The sequence below is a fragment of the Streptomyces actinomycinicus genome, from assembly GCF_016741775.1.
Taxonomy (GTDB): Bacteria; Actinomycetota; Actinomycetes; order Streptomycetales; family Streptomycetaceae; genus Streptomyces; species Streptomyces actinomycinicus.
Window position 1 is genome coordinate 68,254 of sequence record NZ_JAERRK010000028.1, and the last position, 17,119, is coordinate 85,372.

The 17,119-nt window shown below is 72.2% G+C and carries 14 protein-coding genes and 1 other RNA gene; 13 read left to right on the forward strand and 2 right to left on the reverse strand.

Going from position 1 to position 17,119, the window contains the following annotated elements:
* Positions 1 to 26: 26 nt before the first annotated feature.
* From ftsX to ssrA, 4 genes are all read left to right on the forward strand, one after another.
* A complete protein-coding gene (gene ftsX, locus JK359_RS35100; RefSeq protein ID WP_201843686.1) occupies positions 27 to 944 on the forward strand; it encodes a permease-like cell division protein FtsX in 918 nt (305 codons plus the stop codon).
* 67 nt (positions 945 to 1,011) lie between these two features.
* Positions 1,012 to 2,181 (forward strand): S41 family peptidase, encoded by a 1,170-nt coding sequence (locus JK359_RS35105; protein WP_201843687.1) that lies wholly within the window; start codon positions 1,012 to 1,014, stop codon positions 2,179 to 2,181.
* Between the two features lie 68 nt (positions 2,182 to 2,249).
* Positions 2,250 to 2,792 carry an SsrA-binding protein SmpB gene (gene smpB, locus JK359_RS35110; RefSeq protein WP_236678942.1) on the forward strand — a complete coding sequence of 181 codons (543 nt, stop codon included), beginning with the start codon at positions 2,250 to 2,252 and terminating at the stop codon, positions 2,790 to 2,792.
* Between the two features lie 111 nt (positions 2,793 to 2,903).
* Positions 2,904 to 3,272: a transfer-messenger RNA gene (gene ssrA / locus JK359_RS35115) on the forward strand.
* 47 nt (positions 3,273 to 3,319) lie between these two features.
* Here the strand turns inward: ssrA and JK359_RS35120 are convergent.
* Complete coding sequence (locus JK359_RS35120; protein ID WP_201843688.1) at positions 3,320 to 4,576, reverse strand: MFS transporter; 1,257 nt, start codon at positions 4,574 to 4,576, stop codon at positions 3,320 to 3,322.
* 107 nt (positions 4,577 to 4,683) lie between these two features.
* Between JK359_RS35120 and JK359_RS35125 the strand changes: the two genes are divergently transcribed.
* The 5 genes from JK359_RS35125 (at position 4,684) to JK359_RS35145 (ending at position 11,893) form a co-directional block, all read left to right on the forward strand.
* Entirely contained in the window at positions 4,684 to 5,661 is a 978-nt protein-coding gene (locus tag JK359_RS35125; protein ID WP_201843689.1) for a LysR family transcriptional regulator, read from the forward strand.
* A gap of 156 nt (positions 5,662 to 5,817) precedes the next feature.
* Positions 5,818 to 6,798, forward strand: coding sequence for a hypothetical protein (locus JK359_RS35130; RefSeq protein WP_201843690.1), 981 nt, complete (start codon positions 5,818 to 5,820; stop codon positions 6,796 to 6,798).
* Between the two features lie 31 nt (positions 6,799 to 6,829).
* Complete coding sequence (locus JK359_RS35135) at positions 6,830 to 8,986, forward strand: bifunctional polysaccharide deacetylase/glycosyltransferase family 2 protein (protein ID WP_201843691.1); 2,157 nt, start codon at positions 6,830 to 6,832, stop codon at positions 8,984 to 8,986.
* A 293-nt stretch (positions 8,987 to 9,279) separates the two neighbouring features.
* Positions 9,280 to 10,653 (forward strand): nitrate/nitrite transporter, encoded by a 1,374-nt coding sequence (locus tag JK359_RS35140; RefSeq protein WP_201843692.1) that lies wholly within the window; start codon positions 9,280 to 9,282, stop codon positions 10,651 to 10,653.
* Between the two features lie 88 nt (positions 10,654 to 10,741).
* Entirely contained in the window at positions 10,742 to 11,893 is a 1,152-nt protein-coding gene (locus JK359_RS35145) for a uroporphyrinogen-III synthase (RefSeq protein WP_201843693.1), read from the forward strand.
* Here the strand turns inward: JK359_RS35145 and JK359_RS35150 are convergent.
* Positions 11,890 to 12,075 (reverse strand): hypothetical protein, encoded by a 186-nt coding sequence (locus JK359_RS35150; protein ID WP_201843694.1) that lies wholly within the window; start codon positions 12,073 to 12,075, stop codon positions 11,890 to 11,892. The two genes, JK359_RS35145 and JK359_RS35150, sit on opposite strands and share 4 nt — an antisense overlap.
* Positions 12,076 to 12,271: 196 nt before the next feature.
* Here JK359_RS35150 and JK359_RS35155 point away from each other — a divergent pair, with 196 nt between their 5' ends.
* From JK359_RS35155 to JK359_RS35170, 4 genes are all read left to right on the forward strand, one after another.
* Positions 12,272 to 12,865: a CGNR zinc finger domain-containing protein gene (locus JK359_RS35155; RefSeq protein ID WP_201843695.1), complete on the forward strand. Its 594-nt coding sequence runs from the start codon at positions 12,272 to 12,274 to the stop codon at positions 12,863 to 12,865.
* 249 nt (positions 12,866 to 13,114) lie between these two features.
* Positions 13,115 to 13,702: a sigma-70 family RNA polymerase sigma factor gene (locus JK359_RS35160; RefSeq protein ID WP_030348495.1), complete on the forward strand. Its 588-nt coding sequence runs from the start codon at positions 13,115 to 13,117 to the stop codon at positions 13,700 to 13,702.
* Positions 13,703 to 13,752: 50 nt separating this feature from the next.
* Positions 13,753 to 14,535 (forward strand): anti-sigma factor family protein, encoded by a 783-nt coding sequence (locus JK359_RS35165; RefSeq protein ID WP_307788424.1) that lies wholly within the window; start codon positions 13,753 to 13,755, stop codon positions 14,533 to 14,535.
* Between the two features lie 60 nt (positions 14,536 to 14,595).
* Positions 14,596 to 16,983, forward strand: a complete 2,388-nt coding sequence (locus JK359_RS35170) for a HelD family protein (protein ID WP_201843697.1) — start codon at positions 14,596 to 14,598, stop codon at positions 16,981 to 16,983.
* Positions 16,984 to 17,119: the final 136 nt, after the last annotated feature.

Below are 17,119 nucleotides of genomic sequence, written 5' to 3' on the forward strand. Positions count from 1 at the left end.
CTTCCGAAAGGCCTGAAGAACCCGCCATGCGCGCCCAGTTCGTCCTGTCCGAGATCGGTGTCGGTCTCCGCCGCAACCTGACGATGACCTTCGCCGTCATCGTGTCCGTCGCCCTGTCCCTGGCCCTCTTCGGCGGCTCGCTGCTGATGAGCGACCAGGTGAGCACCATGAAGGGCTACTGGTACGACAAGGTCAACGTCTCGATCTTCCTGTGCAACAAGCACGACGCCGAGAACGACGTCAACTGCGCCAAGGGCGCGGTCACCGAGGACCAGAAGAAGCAGATCCTCGCGGATCTCAAGGACATGCAGGTCGTCGAGCAGGTGACGCACGAGTCGCAGGACGAGGCGTACAAGCACTACAAGGAGCAGTTCGGCAACTCCCCGCTGGCCGGCTCGCTCACGCCGGACCAGATGCAGGAGTCGTACCGGATCAAGCTCAAGGACCCGCAGAAGTACCAGGTGATCGCCACGGCGTTCAACGGGCGGGACGGCGTGCAGTCGGTGCAGGACCAGAAGGGCATCCTGGACAACCTCTTCCAGCTGCTGGGCCTGATGAACCAGGGCGCGCTGTTCGTGATGGCGCTGATGCTGCTGATCGCGCTGCTGCTGATCGTCAACACCGTGCGGGTGTCGGCGTTCAGCCGTCGGCGCGAGACCGGCATCATGCGCCTGGTCGGTGCCTCGGGCTTCTACATCCAGGCGCCGTTCATCGCCGAGGCGGCCGTGGCCGGTCTCATCGGCGGCAGCCTCGCCTGTGTCCTGCTGGTGGCCGGCCGGTACTTCACCATCGACCACGGAATGGCGCTGGCCAGCAAGCTCCAGTTGATCAACTTCGTAGGCTGGGACGCGGTGTTGACCAAGCTGCCGCTGATCCTCGCCACGAGTGTTCTGATGCCGTCGCTTGCGGCGTTCTTCGCGCTGCGCAAGTACCTGAAGGTGTGACGCATGCCAAGAGGGTCGTACGGGCATCCGGCCGTACGGCCCTCCGTGTTGTCCTAGACTCACCGCCATGTCAGGCCGTGACCTGTTCTGTCAGCCCCGTCGCATTCGCCGCGGGGCAGCCCTGACATTGGTCTTCGCCGGTGTGCTGATCGCCGGCGCCGCCACCGGTTCCTTCCCGGAACCCGATGGTCCCGCGCGCGGGGCCGCCGCCGGACCGTCGGGCCCGGCCACCCGGCACGAGGCCGTCGAGCGGGCCGCCGCCGAGGCGATGGCCGACGGCAAGTCCCCGATGGAGGCCGCCGAGCGGGCCGTCAGCCGCAGCGGGGACCGCTGGGGCGCGGTCTACTCCGAGGGCGAGTACGAGGAATTCCAGGACGCCCTCGACGGCCGGTACACCGGCGTGGGGCTGTGGGCCCGCCAGGAGGCGGACGGCGGGATCGCGATCACCAAGGTGCAGCCCGGCTCGCCCGCCGGTGTCGCGGGGATCCGCGCCGGCGACCGGCTGCGCAGCGTCGACGGCAGCCGGGTCGACGGCCGCCCGGTCACCGAGGTGATCTCCTTACTCCGCGGTGACGCCGAGGACGCCCCGGCGGGCACGACGGTCACCCTCGGCCTCGGGCGCGGCACCCGCGTGTGGACCGAGACCCTGCACCGGGCCCGGCTGTCCACCGACTCCGTCAGCGTGCACCGGCCGGCCGCCGGGGTCACCGTGCTGAAGGTCGCCGCGTTCACCAAGGGCACCGCCGCCACGGTCCGCGAGGCGCTGGAGACCACCCCGGCCGACGAGCGCACCGTCCTCGACCTGCGCGGCAACTCCGGCGGCCTGGTCACCGAGGCGGTGGACACCGCGTCCGCCTTCCTGGACGGCGGCCTGGTCGCCACCTACGACGTCGACGGTGACCAGCGCGCCCTGCACGCCGACCCGGGCGGCGACACCACCCGGCCCCTGGTCGTCCTCGTCGACGGCGGAACCATGAGCGCGGCCGAGCTGCTCACCGGCGCCCTGCAGGACCGGGGCCGCGCCGTCGTCATCGGCTCCCGCACCTTCGGCAAGGGATCCGTCCAGATGCCGACGAAGCTGCCCGACGGCTCGGTGGCCGAGCTGACCGTCGGCCACTACCGCACCCCCTCCGGCCACGTGGTCGACGGCCGGGGCATCACCCCCGACCTGGAGGCGGGGGCCGAAGCCCTGGAACGGGCCGAGACGGTCCTCACCGGCCTCGGCGACCCCTCGTAGCCACCCGTAATCTGCTGTACGTACACCCCCTCCCTGGTGCGAAAATGGTCGGCACTATGAGCAAGGGAATGTACGTACCGAAGGAGTCCCAGCCCAAGCAGGGCGGGGCCGCCGCGAAGGCGAGGGACGGCGAGAAGGGCGGCAAGCGCAAGATCGTCGCCCAGAACAAGAAGGCCCGCCACGACTACGCGATCATCGACACCTACGAGGCCGGGCTCGTCCTCACCGGCACCGAGGTCAAGTCGCTGCGCGAGGGGCGCAGCTCGCTGACCGACGGCTTCGTCCAGATCGACCGGGGCGAGGCGTGGCTGCACAACGCCCACATCCCCGAGTATCACCAGGGCAGCTGGACCAACCACTCCGCGCGCCGCAAGCGCAAGCTGCTCCTGCACCGCGAGGAGATCGACAAGCTGGAGTCCAAGGCTCAGGAGACCGGTCACACGATCGTGCCCCTCGCCGTGTACTTCAAGGACGGCCGGGCCAAGGCGGAGATCGCCCTCGCCCGGGGCAAGAAGGAGTACGACAAGCGGCAGACCCTGCGGGAGAAGCAGGACCGGCGCGAGTCGGACCGTGCGATCGCCGCGGCCAAGCGCAGGCAGCGCGGCGCCTGACCGGGCCGCCGGGAATAAGCTGGCACCGGTGCGCGTTGGTCACGTACGATGGCACTGCACTCCACAGCGGGTGCACACCCTCCCCGGAGGGGACCGTTGTTAATAAAACATGGGGATGATCGGTTTCGACAGCGGCTGTCGAAGCAGGGGAAGCGTGTCGAGGAAGCGGCAATGATCTCGTAAACCATATGTCGCAACAAATAATCGCCAACACCAAGCGCGATTCCTTCGCCCTCGCTGCCTAAGTAGCGACTTGCGAAGTGTCAGCCCGGGGCTGTTCCCGACCCGGATCCTGGCATCAGCTAGGGAACTAAACCTTGATCCCGGTCACGGGGTGAAGAGGGAAATCAAACAGTGACTGAGCCCGTCGGCGACTTGTTCGCGTGATCGCCGGGGCTGAGAAAAGCACAGCGGACTGCACACGGAGAAGCCCTGATTCCGCACCGTTGGACGCGGGTTCGATTCCCGCCATCTCCACTTACCCCATGTGGGCACGGGCCCCGTCGCTTCGAGCGGCGGGGCCTTTGTCATGCCTGTGCGGTGTCGGCTGTCATGCCCTGTGCGGCGTCGGCCGCGCTGATGACCAGCGCCAGAGCCGCCGCCGCGGCCGGTACGGCGTAGGCGGTGACGGGGGAGAGGTGTTCCGCCGCCCAGCCGCCCGCCGCGGAGCCGCAGGCGATCCCGGTGAGCAGCCCGGTCACGACCAGGCTCATGCCCTCGTTGAGCCGGTCGGCCGGCGTGCGCCGCTGCACCACCGTCATCGCCGTGACCATGGTGGGCGCGGTCGCCATCCCCGCGACCAGCAGCGCACCGGCGAGCACCACCAGCGAGCCCACGGCCGCCGCGGCCCAGGGCAGGACCATCAAGGCGGCCATGGCCGCCAGGCACCGGGTGAGCCGTGGCCGGGCCGGCTTCAGCGCCCCGTACGCCAGACCCGCCGCGCACGAGCCCGCCGCCTGCAGCGCGAGCACGGCACCGGCCGCCGCGCGATGCCCCTGCGCGTCGGCATGGGCGATCGTGGCGACCTCCATCGCACCGAACACCGCACCGGTGGCCGTGAAGCAGGCCAGCAGCGGCAGGATGCCGGGGCTGCGCAGCGGCGACGGCCCCCGCGAACGTGACCGGGTGGGCGGCTCGGTCGCCCGCCGGGCGGTGAACAGCAGCATGCCGGCGAGCAGCAGCACCGCGCCCACGAGCGTCCCGGCCTCCGGGAAGAAGCTGCCGGTCAGGAAGGACGCGAGCACCGGTCCGAGCATGAAGCACAGTTCGTCGGCGGCCTGCTCGAAGGAGTTCGCGGTGTGCAGCGCGTCCGGGTCGTCGCGCAGCAGATGGGCCCAGCGGGCGCGGGACAGGCCGCCGATGTTCGGGGTGGCCGCGGTGCCGGCGTAGGCGGCGAACAGCGTCCAGTCCGGGGCGTCGAAGCGGACGCACAGCAGCAGGGCGAGGCTGCCGAGCACGGAGACGACCGTGGCCGGCACCGCGACCCGGGCCTGCCCGTGCCGGTCGACGAGCCGCGCGACGAACGGGCCGGCCAGCGCGGTCGCCGCGAGCCCGGTCGCGGTGACGGCACCGGCGAGGGCGTACGAGCCCCGTGAGCCGGCGATCATCACGACCGCGCTCACGCCGAACATGCCGATGGGCAGGCGGGCGAGCAGGTTGCCGACGGTGAAGGCACGGGTGCCCGGAAGGGCGAAGAGGCGCCGGTATCCGTCGAGTCGGCGTCCCTCCCCGGCTATGCGGGTCTTCTTGTGGACGCGGTCGTCCTGAAGGGTCTGTTGCGGCATGGGTCAACGGTCGCCCGGAGTGGATCAACGGGTCCAACACCTGTGGAGGGCCGATTCACGCACCTGTGTTGTCAGTACGTCCGCATCCACGTTGTAGGTTCACCGTCATGCCCGCTCCCGCCCACCTGGATCCGCGCCTGCTGCGCGCCTTCATCGCCGTCGCCGAGGAACTGCACTTCACCCGGGCCGCGGCCCGCCTGTACGTCGCCCAGCAGGCGCTCAGCAGGGACGTACGGCGCCTGGAACGGGAGCTGGGTGCCGAGCTGTTCGTGCGGACCACCCGGCAGGTCACGCTGACCCCGGACGGTGAACGGCTGCTGCCGTACGCGCGCCGGATCCTCGCCGCCCAGGACGAACTGCTCGCCGCGTTCGCCCCCGGCCAGGCCCGCCCACTGCTGGTCGACCTCAACTCGCCGGGCCTGGCCACCGGCCGCCGGGTGCTGCACCGGGCCCGCGAACTCGCCCCCGACTGCGAACTGATGGCCCGCTACGAGAGTGGCCTGACCGGAGCCGCGGCCGAGTTGCTGGCCGGTCGCCTGGACGTCTCCTTCGGCCGCTTCGCGGGCCTCGACCCGGCGCTCCGGGCCGGCCTGGAGCAGCAGCCGGTGCGGTACGAGCCGATGACCGTCGTCCTGCCCGAGGAGCATCCGCTGACCGCGCTGCCGGAGGTTCCGCTGGCCGCGCTGGCCGGGGAAGCGGTGTACGCCGGTGCCGGGAATCCGCGCACGCGGGAGTGGACCGACCTGGCCCTGCGGCTCTTCGAGGGCCGGGGCGTCCGGCCGGCCCCGCCGCTTCCGCTGGCCGTCGGGGACGAGGAGTTCGGCCGCATCATGGCGAAGACCCGGAACCCGGTGCTGGCGGTGGTGGACTTCCCGGCCCTGCCCGGCACGGTGCGCCGTCCCCTCGTCGATCCCGTCCCGCTGTCGCCGGTCTCCCTGGTGTGGCGGAAAGGGCTGGTTCATCCCGGACTGACCGCGCTGCGGGAGGCGGTGGCCGCGATCGCCCGGGCGGAGGGCTGGTTGCGGCGCCCCGCCGATGGATGGATTCCGGCCATGGACGAGGCCGTGATGAACGGCGGCCATTGACGGCCCGGGGCCGGGCAGCTCTGGGCGTGCGCTACATTCATGGCTCGGGCGCAGGTGGGGAAGGGGGCGCTCGGACCGGGTGGGGGCCTGGATCGGATGACGGGCGCCCGCGATCCTGAACGCGCCCTGAACTGTCCCGTGGGGGGATGTGCGCGCGTGAAGAAGTGGCCAGAAGACGCCCAACCGGCAGGGCCGGAAGAGGCATCCGCCAAGCAAATCCAGCCGCGTGCCGAGGCCGACGAACGAGTACGTCCGGCCGCGGATGCGGAGCCCACCGCCACCGAGCCGGATGAACCCTCGGAGCCCACCGAGCCCACCGAGCCCACCGAGCCCACCGAGCCCACCGAGCCCACCGAGCCCACCGAGCCTGCAGAGGCCGCCGGGCCTGGCGGGTCCACCAGGGCCGCCGAGAGCACCCAGACTCTCGCCCCGGTCGAGGCCGGTGGGGTGGGGGACGCCGCTGAGTCCGCCGAGGCCGCTGGATCCGTCGGCTCTTGCGCCGGTCCGCACGGTATGACCGTCGAGCTGGACGGCGTCCGGATCGGCTCCGGCGGTGTGGGGAACGCAGGCGGTTCGCGGGGGTCCGAGGCGCCCGTCTTCGTGGACGAGACCGGGCGTCGCAGCCGGCGCTTCCGGCGTCTCGGCCTGGGGGTCGGCGTCGCCTGCGCCGGTTACGCCGCCGTCATCGTCGCCACCCTGCTGTCGGGCAACTCCGCCGCGCCCTGGCTGCCGGTGCCGGGCCAGCACGAGGGCAAGCCGGCCGGCCGGGCGGACGCCTCGCCGCGGCCCGGTGCCACCGACGCCCCGGCCCCGCCGGGAACCGGTGCGGTACCCGGGCCGGCCGTGGGCGCCGCGGCTACCGGCATCGCCGTGCCCGGCAGCGGATCGTCCACCGGCCCCGGTGCGCGTACCTCGGCCTCCGGGGAGCCGGCCGCCGGTACCCCCTCCGCGCCCGGCACCGCCGACGGCGGCACGGACTCCCCGTCCCCGGCGGCGCCGTCCACCGACGTCACCCCGGACCCGTCCGCCACCGGCACCGCCACCGCCACCGCGCCGGCGCCCTCGCCGTCCACGCCGGGCCGTACCCACACCCCGCCCGGCCGCACCCGGCACCCGCACCCCAAGCTCCCGCTCTGACCACGTTCTCACCACGTAGAGACACACTCCGATGGCCACACGTCCCCGCCGCCCCCGGCTGCCGCTGCGCTACCTGCTGCCCCTGCTGGTGCTGGGCGCGACCCTGGCGATGCTCATGCTGCGCGGCTATGTGCACAACGAGATACTCGCGGACCACCGCATCCGGCCCGCGGCGGCCGACGACGAGGTGCCGCGGCGGATCCTGGACGGCGGGCCGGTCATCGACACCCGCCACGGCCGCAGCGGCAGCCTGCGCATACCCGACCACCGCATCGTCCTCACCTTCGACGACGGGCCCGACCCGGAGTGGACCCCGAAGGTGCTCGACGTGCTGAAGGAGCACCACGCGCACGCGGTCTTCTTCGTCACCGGGGCCATGACCTCCCGCCACCCGGAGCTGGTCCGGCGCATGGTCGCCGAGGGACACGAGGTCGGTCTGCACACCTTCGGCCACCCCGACCTGTCGTACCACTCCACGAAGCGCATCGACTGGGAGCTGTCCCAGAACCAGCTGGCGCTCGCCGGCGCGGCCGGTATCCGCAGCTCGCTGTTCCGGCCGCCGTACTCCTCCTCCGCGAACGCCATCGACAACCGGTCGTGGCCGGTCACCCGGTACGTCGGCAGCCGGGGCTATCTCACCGTCGTCGACGACACCGACAGCGAGGACTGGCGCAGGCCCGGCGTCGCGGAGATCATCCGCAGGGCCACGCCCCACGGCGGCCGGGGCGCGGTCGTCCTCATGCACGACTCGGGCGGCGACCGGCACCAGACCGTCCAGGCGCTGGACACGCTGCTGCCCCGGCTCCAGCAGCAGGGCTACACCTTCCGGACCCTCACCGGCGCGCTGCGGGCACCGAGCGCGGACACCCCGGTCACGGGCCTGGACCTGTGGAAGGGGAAGGCCTGGGTGTTCCTGGTGAAGGCGTCCGACAACGCCACCACCGTCCTCGTCGCCGGTCTCGCCGCCGTGGGCTGCCTGGTCCTCGCCCGCTTCGGCCTGATGCTGCTGCTGTCCGGCTCGCACGCCCGCCGCACCCGGCGCAGTGACTTCCGCTGGGGCGAACGGCCGGTCACCGAACCGGTGTCGGTGCTGGTGCCGGCGTACAACGAGGCCAAGTGCATCGAGAACACGGTCCGTTCGCTGATGCGCAGCGATCATCCGATCGAGGTCCTCGTCGTCGACGATGGTTCCGCGGACGGCACGGCGCAGCTCGTCGAGGCGCTGGACCTGCCCGGTGTCCGGGTGATCCGCCAGGAGAACGCGGGCAAGCCGGCCGCCCTCAACCGGGGCCTCGCGAACGCCCGGTACGACCTGGTCGTGATGATGGACGGCGACACCGTCTTCGAACCGGCCACCGTCCGCGAACTCGTCCAGCCCTTCGCCGACCCCCGCGTCGGCGCCGTCGCCGGGAACGCCAAGGTGGGCAACAAGAACCGGCTCATCGGCGCCTGGCAGCACATCGAGTACGTGATGGGCTTCAACCTCGACCGCCGGATGTACGACGTCCTGGACTGCATGCCGACCATCCCCGGCGCGGTCGGGGCGTTCCGCAGGTCCGCCCTGGAACGCGTCGGCGGCATGAGCGACGACACGCTCGCCGAGGACACCGACGTCACGATGGCCCTGCACCGCGACGGCTGGCGCGTGGTGTACGCCGAGAAGGCCCGCGCCTGGACGGAGGCGCCGGAGTCGGTCCAGCAGCTGTGGTCCCAGCGCTACCGCTGGTCCTACGGCACCATGCAGGCCATCTGGAAGCACCGCCGCGCCCTGTTCGAGCGGGGCCCGTCCGGCCGGTTCGGCCGGGTCGGGCTGCCCCTGGTCGCGCTCTTCATGGTCGTCGCGCCGCTGCTGGCCCCGCTGATCGACCTGTTCCTCGTCTACGGCCTGGTCTTCGGCCCGGCCGGGAAGACGGTCGTGGCCTGGTCCGCCGTCCTGGCCGTGCAGGCGATCTGCGCGGCCTACGCCTTCCACCTGGACCGCGAACCCCTGACCCCGCTGCTCTCCCTCCCTCTCCAGCAGCTCCTCTACCGGCAGCTGATGTACGTCGTGCTGCTCCAGTCCTGGATCACCGCCCTCACCGGCGGCCGCCTGCGCTGGCAGAAGCTGCGCCGCACGGGCGGGGTGGCGGCGCCGCCGGAGGCACCGGCGCGGCGGCAGCCGGTGGCGGCGCAGGACCCGGTGGGCTGACCGGCGGGGCGAGACCCCGTGGTCCGGCCAGCCGGGCGAGACCCCGTGGTCCGGCCGGCGGGGCGGGGCCTCCCGAGGCTGCCGTGTGCTCCGTGCCCGGGTCGTCCGGGGGCTGCCGTGTGCTCCGTGCCCGGGTCGTCCGGGCCGGCCGCCTCACCGGCCGTTCCGGGTGCGAGTGAGAGCAACGTTCCCTTCCGGTCACTCGCAGCCACAGGGCCGGAAACGCGCCCTTCCTACCTTCGGGCTCTGTCAGTGGTCGGCAGACCGAGCAGCCGGAGCACCGTGGAGGCGTGATGACAGTCCCAGCCCGAACCCGTCGCAGTGGCCGCTGGATCGAGCACTGGGATCCGGAGGACGAAGGGTTCTGGACGGCGGCCGGCGAGCGGATCGCCCGCCGCAATCTCTGGTTCTCCGTGCTCTCCGAGCACATCGGGTTCTCCGTCTGGACCATGTGGTCCGTGCTGGTGCTGTTCATGGGCCCGGAGTACGGCCTCACCCCCGCCGACAAGTTCCTGCTGACCTCCATGGTCACGCTGGTCGGTGCGGTCGTCCGGGTGCCGTACACGTTCGCGGTGGCCCTCTTCGGCGGGCGCAACTGGACGATCATCTCGGCGAGTCTGCTGCTCGTCCCGGCCGTCGCCGCGTTCGCGGTGATGGAGCCGGGTACGTCCTTCTCGACCTTCCTCCTGGTGGGCCTGCTGGCCGGTGTCGGCGGCGGCAACTTCGCCTCCTCCATGACCAACATCAACGCCTTCTTCCCGCTGAGGAAGAAGGGATGGGCGCTCGGCCTCAACGCGGGCGGCGGCAACATCGGCGTGCCCGTGATCCAGCTCGTCGCGCTCGGCGTCATCGGAGCGAACGGCGGCCCGCGGCTGCTGCTCGGCATCTACATCCCGCTGATCGTCGTGGCCGCCGTGCTCGCCGCGCTGTTCATGGACAACCTGGCCGCGGTGCGCAACGACACCGGCGCCGCCAAGGACGCCGCGAAGGACGCCCACACCTGGATCATGGCCTTCCTGTACGTCGGCACCTTCGGCTCCTTCATCGGTTACAGCTTCGCCTTCGGCCAGGTGCTGACCAACCAGTTCGGGCGGACCCCGCTGCAGGCGGCGTACCTCACGTTCATCGGCCCGCTGCTGGGCTCCCTGATCCGTCCCGTCGGCGGCCGGCTCGCCGACCGCTACGGCGGCGCCCGCATCACCCTGTGGAACTACGTCGGCATGGCCGCCGCCACCGCCGTCCTCATCGCGGCCGGGATGCGGAAGTCGCTGCCGCTGTTCGTGTCCGTCTTCGTCGTCCTGTTCGTGCTCAGCGGGCTCGGCAACGGCTCGACGTACAAGATGATCCCCGGCATCTTCCAAGCCAAGGCGGTCGCCGAGGGGCTGGCGGGCGAGGAGGCCGCCCGCTACGGCCGGCGGCTGTCCGGCGCCGCGATGGGGCTCATCGGCGCGGTCGGCGCGCTCGGCGGTGTCGGCATCAACCTCGCCTTCCGCCAGTCCTTCCTCTCCTACGGCTCCGGCACCGGCGCGTTCGTCGCCTTCCTCGCCTTCTACGGTGTGTGCTTCGCGGTCACCTGGGCCGTATACCTTCGCCGCCCGGCCGCGCGCGTACCGGCCACGGAGACGGCCTCGGAGAAGAAGGACCAGCTCAGCTATGCCGAGGTGTGACGTAACACCGGTGACATCGAGCCGAACCGAACCTGTCACGCTTGATTGACAGGCTCGGTCGGCGTGCCGGTCAGCTAGGAGAGCCCCCATGTACGACGAAGAGCAGCAATCCGAGCACGGACCCCTCGCCGGGTTCACCGTGGGCGTCACCGCCGCGCGCCGGGCCGACGAGTTGGGCGTCCTGCTCCAGCGGCGCGGTGCCGCGGTCCTGCACGCCCCCGCCCTGCGGATCGTGCCGCTCGCCGACGACGGCGAACTGCTCGCCGCCACGAAGGAGATCATCGACCACGGGCCGGACGACGTCGTCGCCACCACGGCGATCGGCTTCCGGGGCTGGGTCGAGGCCGCGGACGGCTGGGGGCTCGGCGAGCAGCTGCTCGCCGGGCTGCGCGAGGTACGGCTGCTCGCCCGGGGCCCGAAGGTCAAGGGCGCCATCCGGGCGGCCGGCCTCACGGAGGAGTGGTCGCCCACCTCGGAGTCCCTGGCCGAGGTGCTCGACCGCCTCCTGGAGGAAGGCGTCGACGGCCGGCGCATCGCCGTACAGCTCCACGGGGAGCCCCTGCCCGGGTTCGTGGAGTCGCTGCGGGCCGCCGGTGCGGAGGTGGTGCCCGTGCCGGTCTACCGCTGGATGCCCCCGGAGGACATCAGCCCCCTGGACCGTCTGCTGGACGCGGCCGTCACCCGCGGCCTGGACGCCGTCACCTTCACCAGCGCCCCCGCCGCGGCGTCCCTGCTGTCCCGCGCGGAGGAGCGGGGACTGCTGGACGAGTTGCTGTCGGCCCTGACCCACGACGTCCTGCCGGCCTGCGTCGGCCCGGTCACCGCGCTGCCGTTGCAGGCCCGCGGGGTGGACACCGTCCAGCCGGAACGCTTCCGCCTCGGCCCCCTGGTCCAGCTCCTGTGCCAGGAACTCCCGGCCCGCTCCCGGTCCTTGCCGGTCGCCGGGCACCGGGTGGAGATCCGGGGCCACGCGGTGCTGGTCGACGGTGACCTGAAGCCGGTCCCCCCGGCCGGCATGTCCCTCCTGCGCACCCTTGCCCGCCGCCCCGGCTGGGTGGTGGCCCGCGCCGACCTGCTGCGTGCCCTTCCCGGCGCGGGACGCGACGAACACGCCGTGGAGACGGCGATGGCCCGCCTGCGCACGGCTCTCGGCGCCCCGAAGCTGATCCAGACGGTGGTGAAGCGCGGCTACCGGCTCGCGCTGGACCCGGCCACGGACGCGAAGTACGCCGACGGTTAGCCGGCCGCCCGCGGCCCGCCGGGCACCGCCGGCGGGCGCACCAGCAGCAGCGCCCGTGCCAGGCAGCCCAGGGCCACCGTCGACAGCACCGCCCGGACGAAGGCCCCGTCGATCAGTCCCATGGGGACCGTCGCGGCCCCCAGGACGGTCCGGCCGGTGCGGTTCTCCCTCGAATGCGTCATGTCTTCCAGCCGATCCGGGCGGCCCCGCCCGGGCCATGGCCGAGGCGCGCACACCCATACGCGGGCGTCCAGCCGGGCGGGCGCCGGCGAGCGGCGCGCACCGGGAGCGGTACGAGGGGTTCCTCAGGCGTGAGCGGGCGGGCACTGTGAGAGGAAGCGACGGAACGGTTCCCCTGTCCTAGGCGGTGGCAGGCACATGGCACTGGGTACGGCCACGTCCCCGTACGAACTGCGGTTCGACGCCGGGCGGATCTGTCTGGATCTCCTCGCGACCACGCATCCGGCCGAACGGCTCGACGCCGTCGGGCCGTTGTGCGCCTGGATCGCCGGCGCCGCGCTGGTGCCGCCCGGCACGCCGCTGGCCCACGCCGACGCCTCCTGGCTGGTGGGCTTCCGGGAACTGAGGGGGCACGTCGGCCAGTTGCTGCGCACCTCGCACCCGGTGGACGCCGGCGCGTACGAGTGCGCGCTCGCCCGGGTCAACGAGACCGCCCGGACCGCACCGCCCGCCCCACGCGCGGTACGGGGCGCGGACGGCACCCTGGTGCGGGAGCTGGCCGAACCGCCGGGGTGCGCGGCCCTTCTCGCCCTCGTCGCCCTGGACGCGGTGGAGCTGCTCACCGACCCCGTGGCGTGGGCCGCGGTCCGGGAGTGCGAGGGGGACGACTGCCCGCTCGTGTACCTGGACACCTCCCGCGGGCGGCGCCGCCGTTGGTGTTCCAGCGAGGTGTGCGGCAACCGCGAGCGGGTCGCCCGGCACCGGCGTCGTGCGGCGCTCGCGCGCGCGTGAAAGGGACGTGAGGGGCCCGCGAGGCACGTGATTTCGGTTACACCGGGTTTTTGTTGGTGTCTACACGGGTAGTTCGCGGGTCCTCCGGCGATGTGTCGGGAATGTAAAGATCACACGGTGGGAATGTGCGCCCATGTCCCGCTCGTCACATCACCCCGGAGAAATCTGTCACTCCGGTTTGAACACGAAGCCCCCCTGTTCCGTACGGGTGGGCGAGCGACCGACTGGGGGAACCCCCGGACACCGGAGGTGGGCGTGCGCAAGGATGCGGCCGTGGCCAATGAACGTGGAGCGAGGGCCCGACATCGCATGTCCTCATCACAGCCCTCCGAACCAGACGAGGAGCTGATGCGTGCCCTCTACCGGGAGCACGCGGGGCCCTTGCTCGCATATGTCCTGCGGCTGGTCGCGGGAGACCGCCAGCGCGCCGAGGACGTCGTACAGGAAACGCTCATCCGTGCCTGGAAGAACGCCGGTCAGCTCAATCGGGCGACCGGTTCGGTACGCCCCTGGCTGGTGACGGTCGCACGCCGCATCGTCATCGACGGCCACCGCAGCCGGCAGGCCCGGCCGCAGGAGGTCGATCCGTCGCCGCTGGAGGTCATCCCCGCGGAGGACGAGATCGACAAGGCGCTGTGGCTGATGACGCTGTCGGACGCGCTCGACGACCTGACCCCGGCCCACCGGGAGGTGCTCGTCGAGACGTACTTCAAGGGGCGTACCGTCAACGAGGCGGCCGAGACGCTCGGTATACCGAGCGGCACGGTCCGTTCCCGGGTGTTCTACGCCCTGCGGTCGATGAAGCTGGCACTGGAGGAGCGGGGGGTGACGGCGTGATGAGCAACGGGTACGGGGGAATGCAGGGATTCGGACCGGGTGGTCCGGGTATGTCTGGTCCTATGAGCCCCAGTCAGGGATCTTCGGTGCCGAGCGAGCACGAGACCGTCGGCGCCTACGCCCTCGGGATCCTCGACGACGCCGAGGCAACCGCTTTCGAGGCGCACCTCGCCGGCTGCGAGTGGTGTGCCCAGCAACTCGACGAGCTGGCCGGGATGGAACCGATGCTGGCCGCCCTCGCGGACCTGCCGGGCTCCGGCGGCACCGCCGCGATCGGCGAGTCGCTGTCCGCGAAGCCGAGTCCGCGGCTGGCCGAGAAGCTGGTCGACGAGGTCGCCGAACGGCGCGCCCAGAAGCGCCGGCGCAGCTTCTACATGATCGCCGCGGCGGCCGCGCTGATCATCGCGGGACCGCTGGCGGCGGTGGCGGTGAACGGGGGTGGCTCGGACGACGGCAAGCAGGTCGCCGCCACCCCGGCGCAGGCCACGTTCCAGACCATGAGCGACAAGAAGTCGGCCACGGACGCGTCGACCCACGTCAGCGCCACCGTCGGCATGGCGCAGAAGGACTGGGGCACCCAGGCCGTCCTGGAGCTGAAGAACGTCAAGGGACCGCTGAAGTGCTCCCTGGTGCTGGTGGCGAAGAACGGGCAGCGCGTGACCATGTCCTCGTGGTCCGTCCCGGACTGGGGATACGGCATCCCGAACGCCAAGACCGAGACCGCGAAGAATCCGCTGTACATCGGCGGGGCCGCCGCGTTCCAGCCCAACGAGATCGACCACTTCGAGGTGGTGACCTTCGAGGGCAAGAAGCTGGTGCAGGTGGACGCGTAGCATCGCCCGGCCCCCTTCGCGTACGGTTGACGGCTGCCCAGCACGTCAGAAGGGGGCCCGGTGGCCGCTCAGGTTCAGCAGTCCGCGGTCGGCTCGGTGCACGACGCACAGGATTCCGTCCGTGACCGAGAGATCAGCGTCGAACAGGAACACCTGGACCGGGTGTACCGGCGGCTCGAGGAGAAGATCCACGACGCCGAGTTCCTGCTGAGCGACGCGGCCAAGCGCGGCCAGGTCGGCACGCCCGGCGCGCTGGCCGAACGGGACGCCCAGGTCTACCGGGCCGGCATCCATCTGAACCGGCTGAACAACGAGTTCGAGGACTTCCTCTTCGGGCGCATCGACCTGCTGCTCGGCAAGGACGGCAAGAAGGGCCCCGACGGCGCCTACACCTCGGTGGAGCCCGCCGAGGGCGCCGTCCGGGACGACGGCACCGCCGACATCGCCGAGACCCTGCACATCGGCCGCATCGGCGTCCTCGACGAGGACTACGCGCCGCTGGTGATCGACTGGCGGGCGCCCGCCGCCGCACCGTTCTACCGGGCCACGCCCGTGCAGCCGGGGCGGGTGGTGCGGCGCCGGGTCATCCGCTCCAAGGGGCGCCGGGTGCTCGGCGTCGAGGACGACCTGATGCGGCCGGAGCTGACGGCCAGGCTCGACGGCCGGGAACTGCCGGTCATCGGCGACGGCGCCCTCATGGCCGCCCTCGGCCAGGCCCGCAGCCACACCATGCGGGACATCGTCTCCTCCATCCAGGCCGAGCAGGACCTGGTCGTCCGCGCCCCCGCCGCCTCGGTCACCTACGTCGAGGGCGGTCCGGGCACCGGCAAGACCGCCGTCGCCCTGCACCGCGCCGCCTACCTGCTGTACCAGGACCGGCGCCGGTACGCGGGCGGCATCCTGATCGTCTCGCCGACCCCGCTGCTGGTCGCCTACACCGAGGGTGTGCTGCCCTCGCTCGGCGAGGAGGGGCAGGTCGCGATCCGCGCCATCGGCTCGCTGGTCGACGGCGTGGAGGCCACGCTGTACGACTCCCCGGCCGTGGCCCGCGCCAAGGGCTCCTACCGGATGCTGAAGGTGCTGCGCAAGGCCGCCCGGGGGGCCCTGGAGCTGGGACCGGCGGCTCCGGCGGGCCGGGCCGCGCCGGACGAGGACGGCGAGCAGCGGCCGGTCACCGGTCCGCCCGCCCGCCTCCGCGTGGTCGCCTTCGGCCGCCGCCTGGAACTGGAGGCCGACGAGCTGGAACGCATCCGCCGTACCGCCCTGAGCGGCACCGCCCCCGTCAACCTGCTCCGCCCGCGTGCCCGCAGGCTGCTCCTGGACGCCCTGTGGGCCAGATCCGGGGCCGCCGCCCGGCACGCCGACCCCGAGCTGGCCGCCGAGCTGCGCGCCTCCTTCGACGAGGACGTCACCACGGAGGACGCCTTCATCACCTTCCTCGACGCCTGGTGGCCCGAGCTGACCCCGAAGGCCGTGCTCGCCGCCATGGCGGACGAGAAGCGGCTCGGCCGCTGGGCCCGGCGGATCCTCAACCCCGGCGAGGTCCGCAAGGTCGCCCGCTCCCTGAAGCGGGACGGCCACTCCGTGCACGACATCGCCGTGCTCGACGAACTCCAGGCGATCCTCGGCGCGCCGCACCGGCCCAGGAAGAAGCGCGAACTGGACCCGCTGGACCAGCTCACCGGCCTGGAGGAGCTGATGCCGGTGCGCGAGGAGACCCAGCGGGAGCGGGCCGAGCGGCTGGCCCAGGAGCGCACCGAGTACGCGCACGTCATCGTGGACGAGGCACAGGACCTCACGCCGATGCAGTGGCGCATGGTCGGCCGCCGTGGCCGGCACGCCACCTGGACGGTCGTCGGGGATCCGGCGCAGTCCTCCTGGTCCGACCCGGACGAGGCGGCCGAGGCCCGTGACGAGGCCCTGGGCACCCGGCCCCGGCGCCGCTTCCAGCTGACCGTGAACTACCGCAACCCCTCCGAGATCGCCGAGCTGGCCGCGAAGGTGCTCGCCCTCGCCATGCCGGGCTCCGAGGCGCCCAGAGCCGTCCGGTCCACCGGGGTCGAGCCGCGGTTCGTGAGCACGGGCGCCGGGCCGGACACGGCCGTCCGGGAATCCCTGGGACAGACCGTGCGCGCCGAGGCCGGGCGGCTGCTGGGCCTGGTCGACGGCACGGTCGGCGTGGTCGTCGCGATGAACCGGCGCGAGGAGGCCAGGCGCTGGCTGGCCGGGCTCGGCGACCGGGTCGTGGCCCTCGGCAGCCTCGAGGCCAAGGGCCTGGAGTACGACGCGACGGTCGTCGTCTCGCCCGCCGAGATCGCCGACGAGTCGCCGGCCGGCCTGCGCGTGCTCTACGTGGCGCTGACCCGCGCGACGCAGCAGCTCACGGTCGTCTCGGGGGAGCGGGACGAGCCGGACGCGGCCGGGGTGCCGGACCTGCTGCGGGACTAGGGCCTCTCTTTCGGATCCTGCCGGGGACGCGGGGTCTGGCCCTAGCGCCCGAAGAAGTCCGGGCGTGGGAATGGCCGTCGGGGATCCGTTTGTTAGCCTGGGTGTGGCACCGGCCCGATCCAAGCCCCCGGGCCCA

Bases quoted from the DNA above. Each gene is read 5' to 3' on its own strand.
- ftsX (WP_201843686.1), top strand. From the start codon at position 27: ATGCGCGCCCAGTTCGTCCTGTCCGAGATCGGTGTCGGTCTCCGCCGC.
- JK359_RS35105 (WP_201843687.1), top strand. From the start codon at position 1,012: ATGTCAGGCCGTGACCTGTTCTGTCAGCCCCGTCGCATTCGCCGCGGG.
- smpB (WP_236678942.1), top strand. From the start codon at position 2,250: ATGTACGTACCGAAGGAGTCCCAGCCCAAGCAGGGCGGGGCCGCCGCG.
- JK359_RS35120 (WP_201843688.1), bottom strand. From the start codon at position 4,576: ATGCCGCAACAGACCCTTCAGGACGACCGCGTCCACAAGAAGACCCGC.
- JK359_RS35125 (WP_201843689.1), top strand. From the start codon at position 4,684: ATGCCCGCTCCCGCCCACCTGGATCCGCGCCTGCTGCGCGCCTTCATC.
- JK359_RS35135 (WP_201843691.1), top strand. From the start codon at position 6,830: ATGGCCACACGTCCCCGCCGCCCCCGGCTGCCGCTGCGCTACCTGCTG.
- JK359_RS35140 (WP_201843692.1), top strand. From the start codon at position 9,280: ATGACAGTCCCAGCCCGAACCCGTCGCAGTGGCCGCTGGATCGAGCAC.
- JK359_RS35145 (WP_201843693.1), top strand. From the start codon at position 10,742: ATGTACGACGAAGAGCAGCAATCCGAGCACGGACCCCTCGCCGGGTTC.
- JK359_RS35150 (WP_201843694.1), bottom strand. From the start codon at position 12,075: ATGACGCATTCGAGGGAGAACCGCACCGGCCGGACCGTCCTGGGGGCC.
- JK359_RS35155 (WP_201843695.1), top strand. From the start codon at position 12,272: ATGGCACTGGGTACGGCCACGTCCCCGTACGAACTGCGGTTCGACGCC.
- JK359_RS35165 (WP_307788424.1), top strand. From the start codon at position 13,753: ATGTCTGGTCCTATGAGCCCCAGTCAGGGATCTTCGGTGCCGAGCGAG.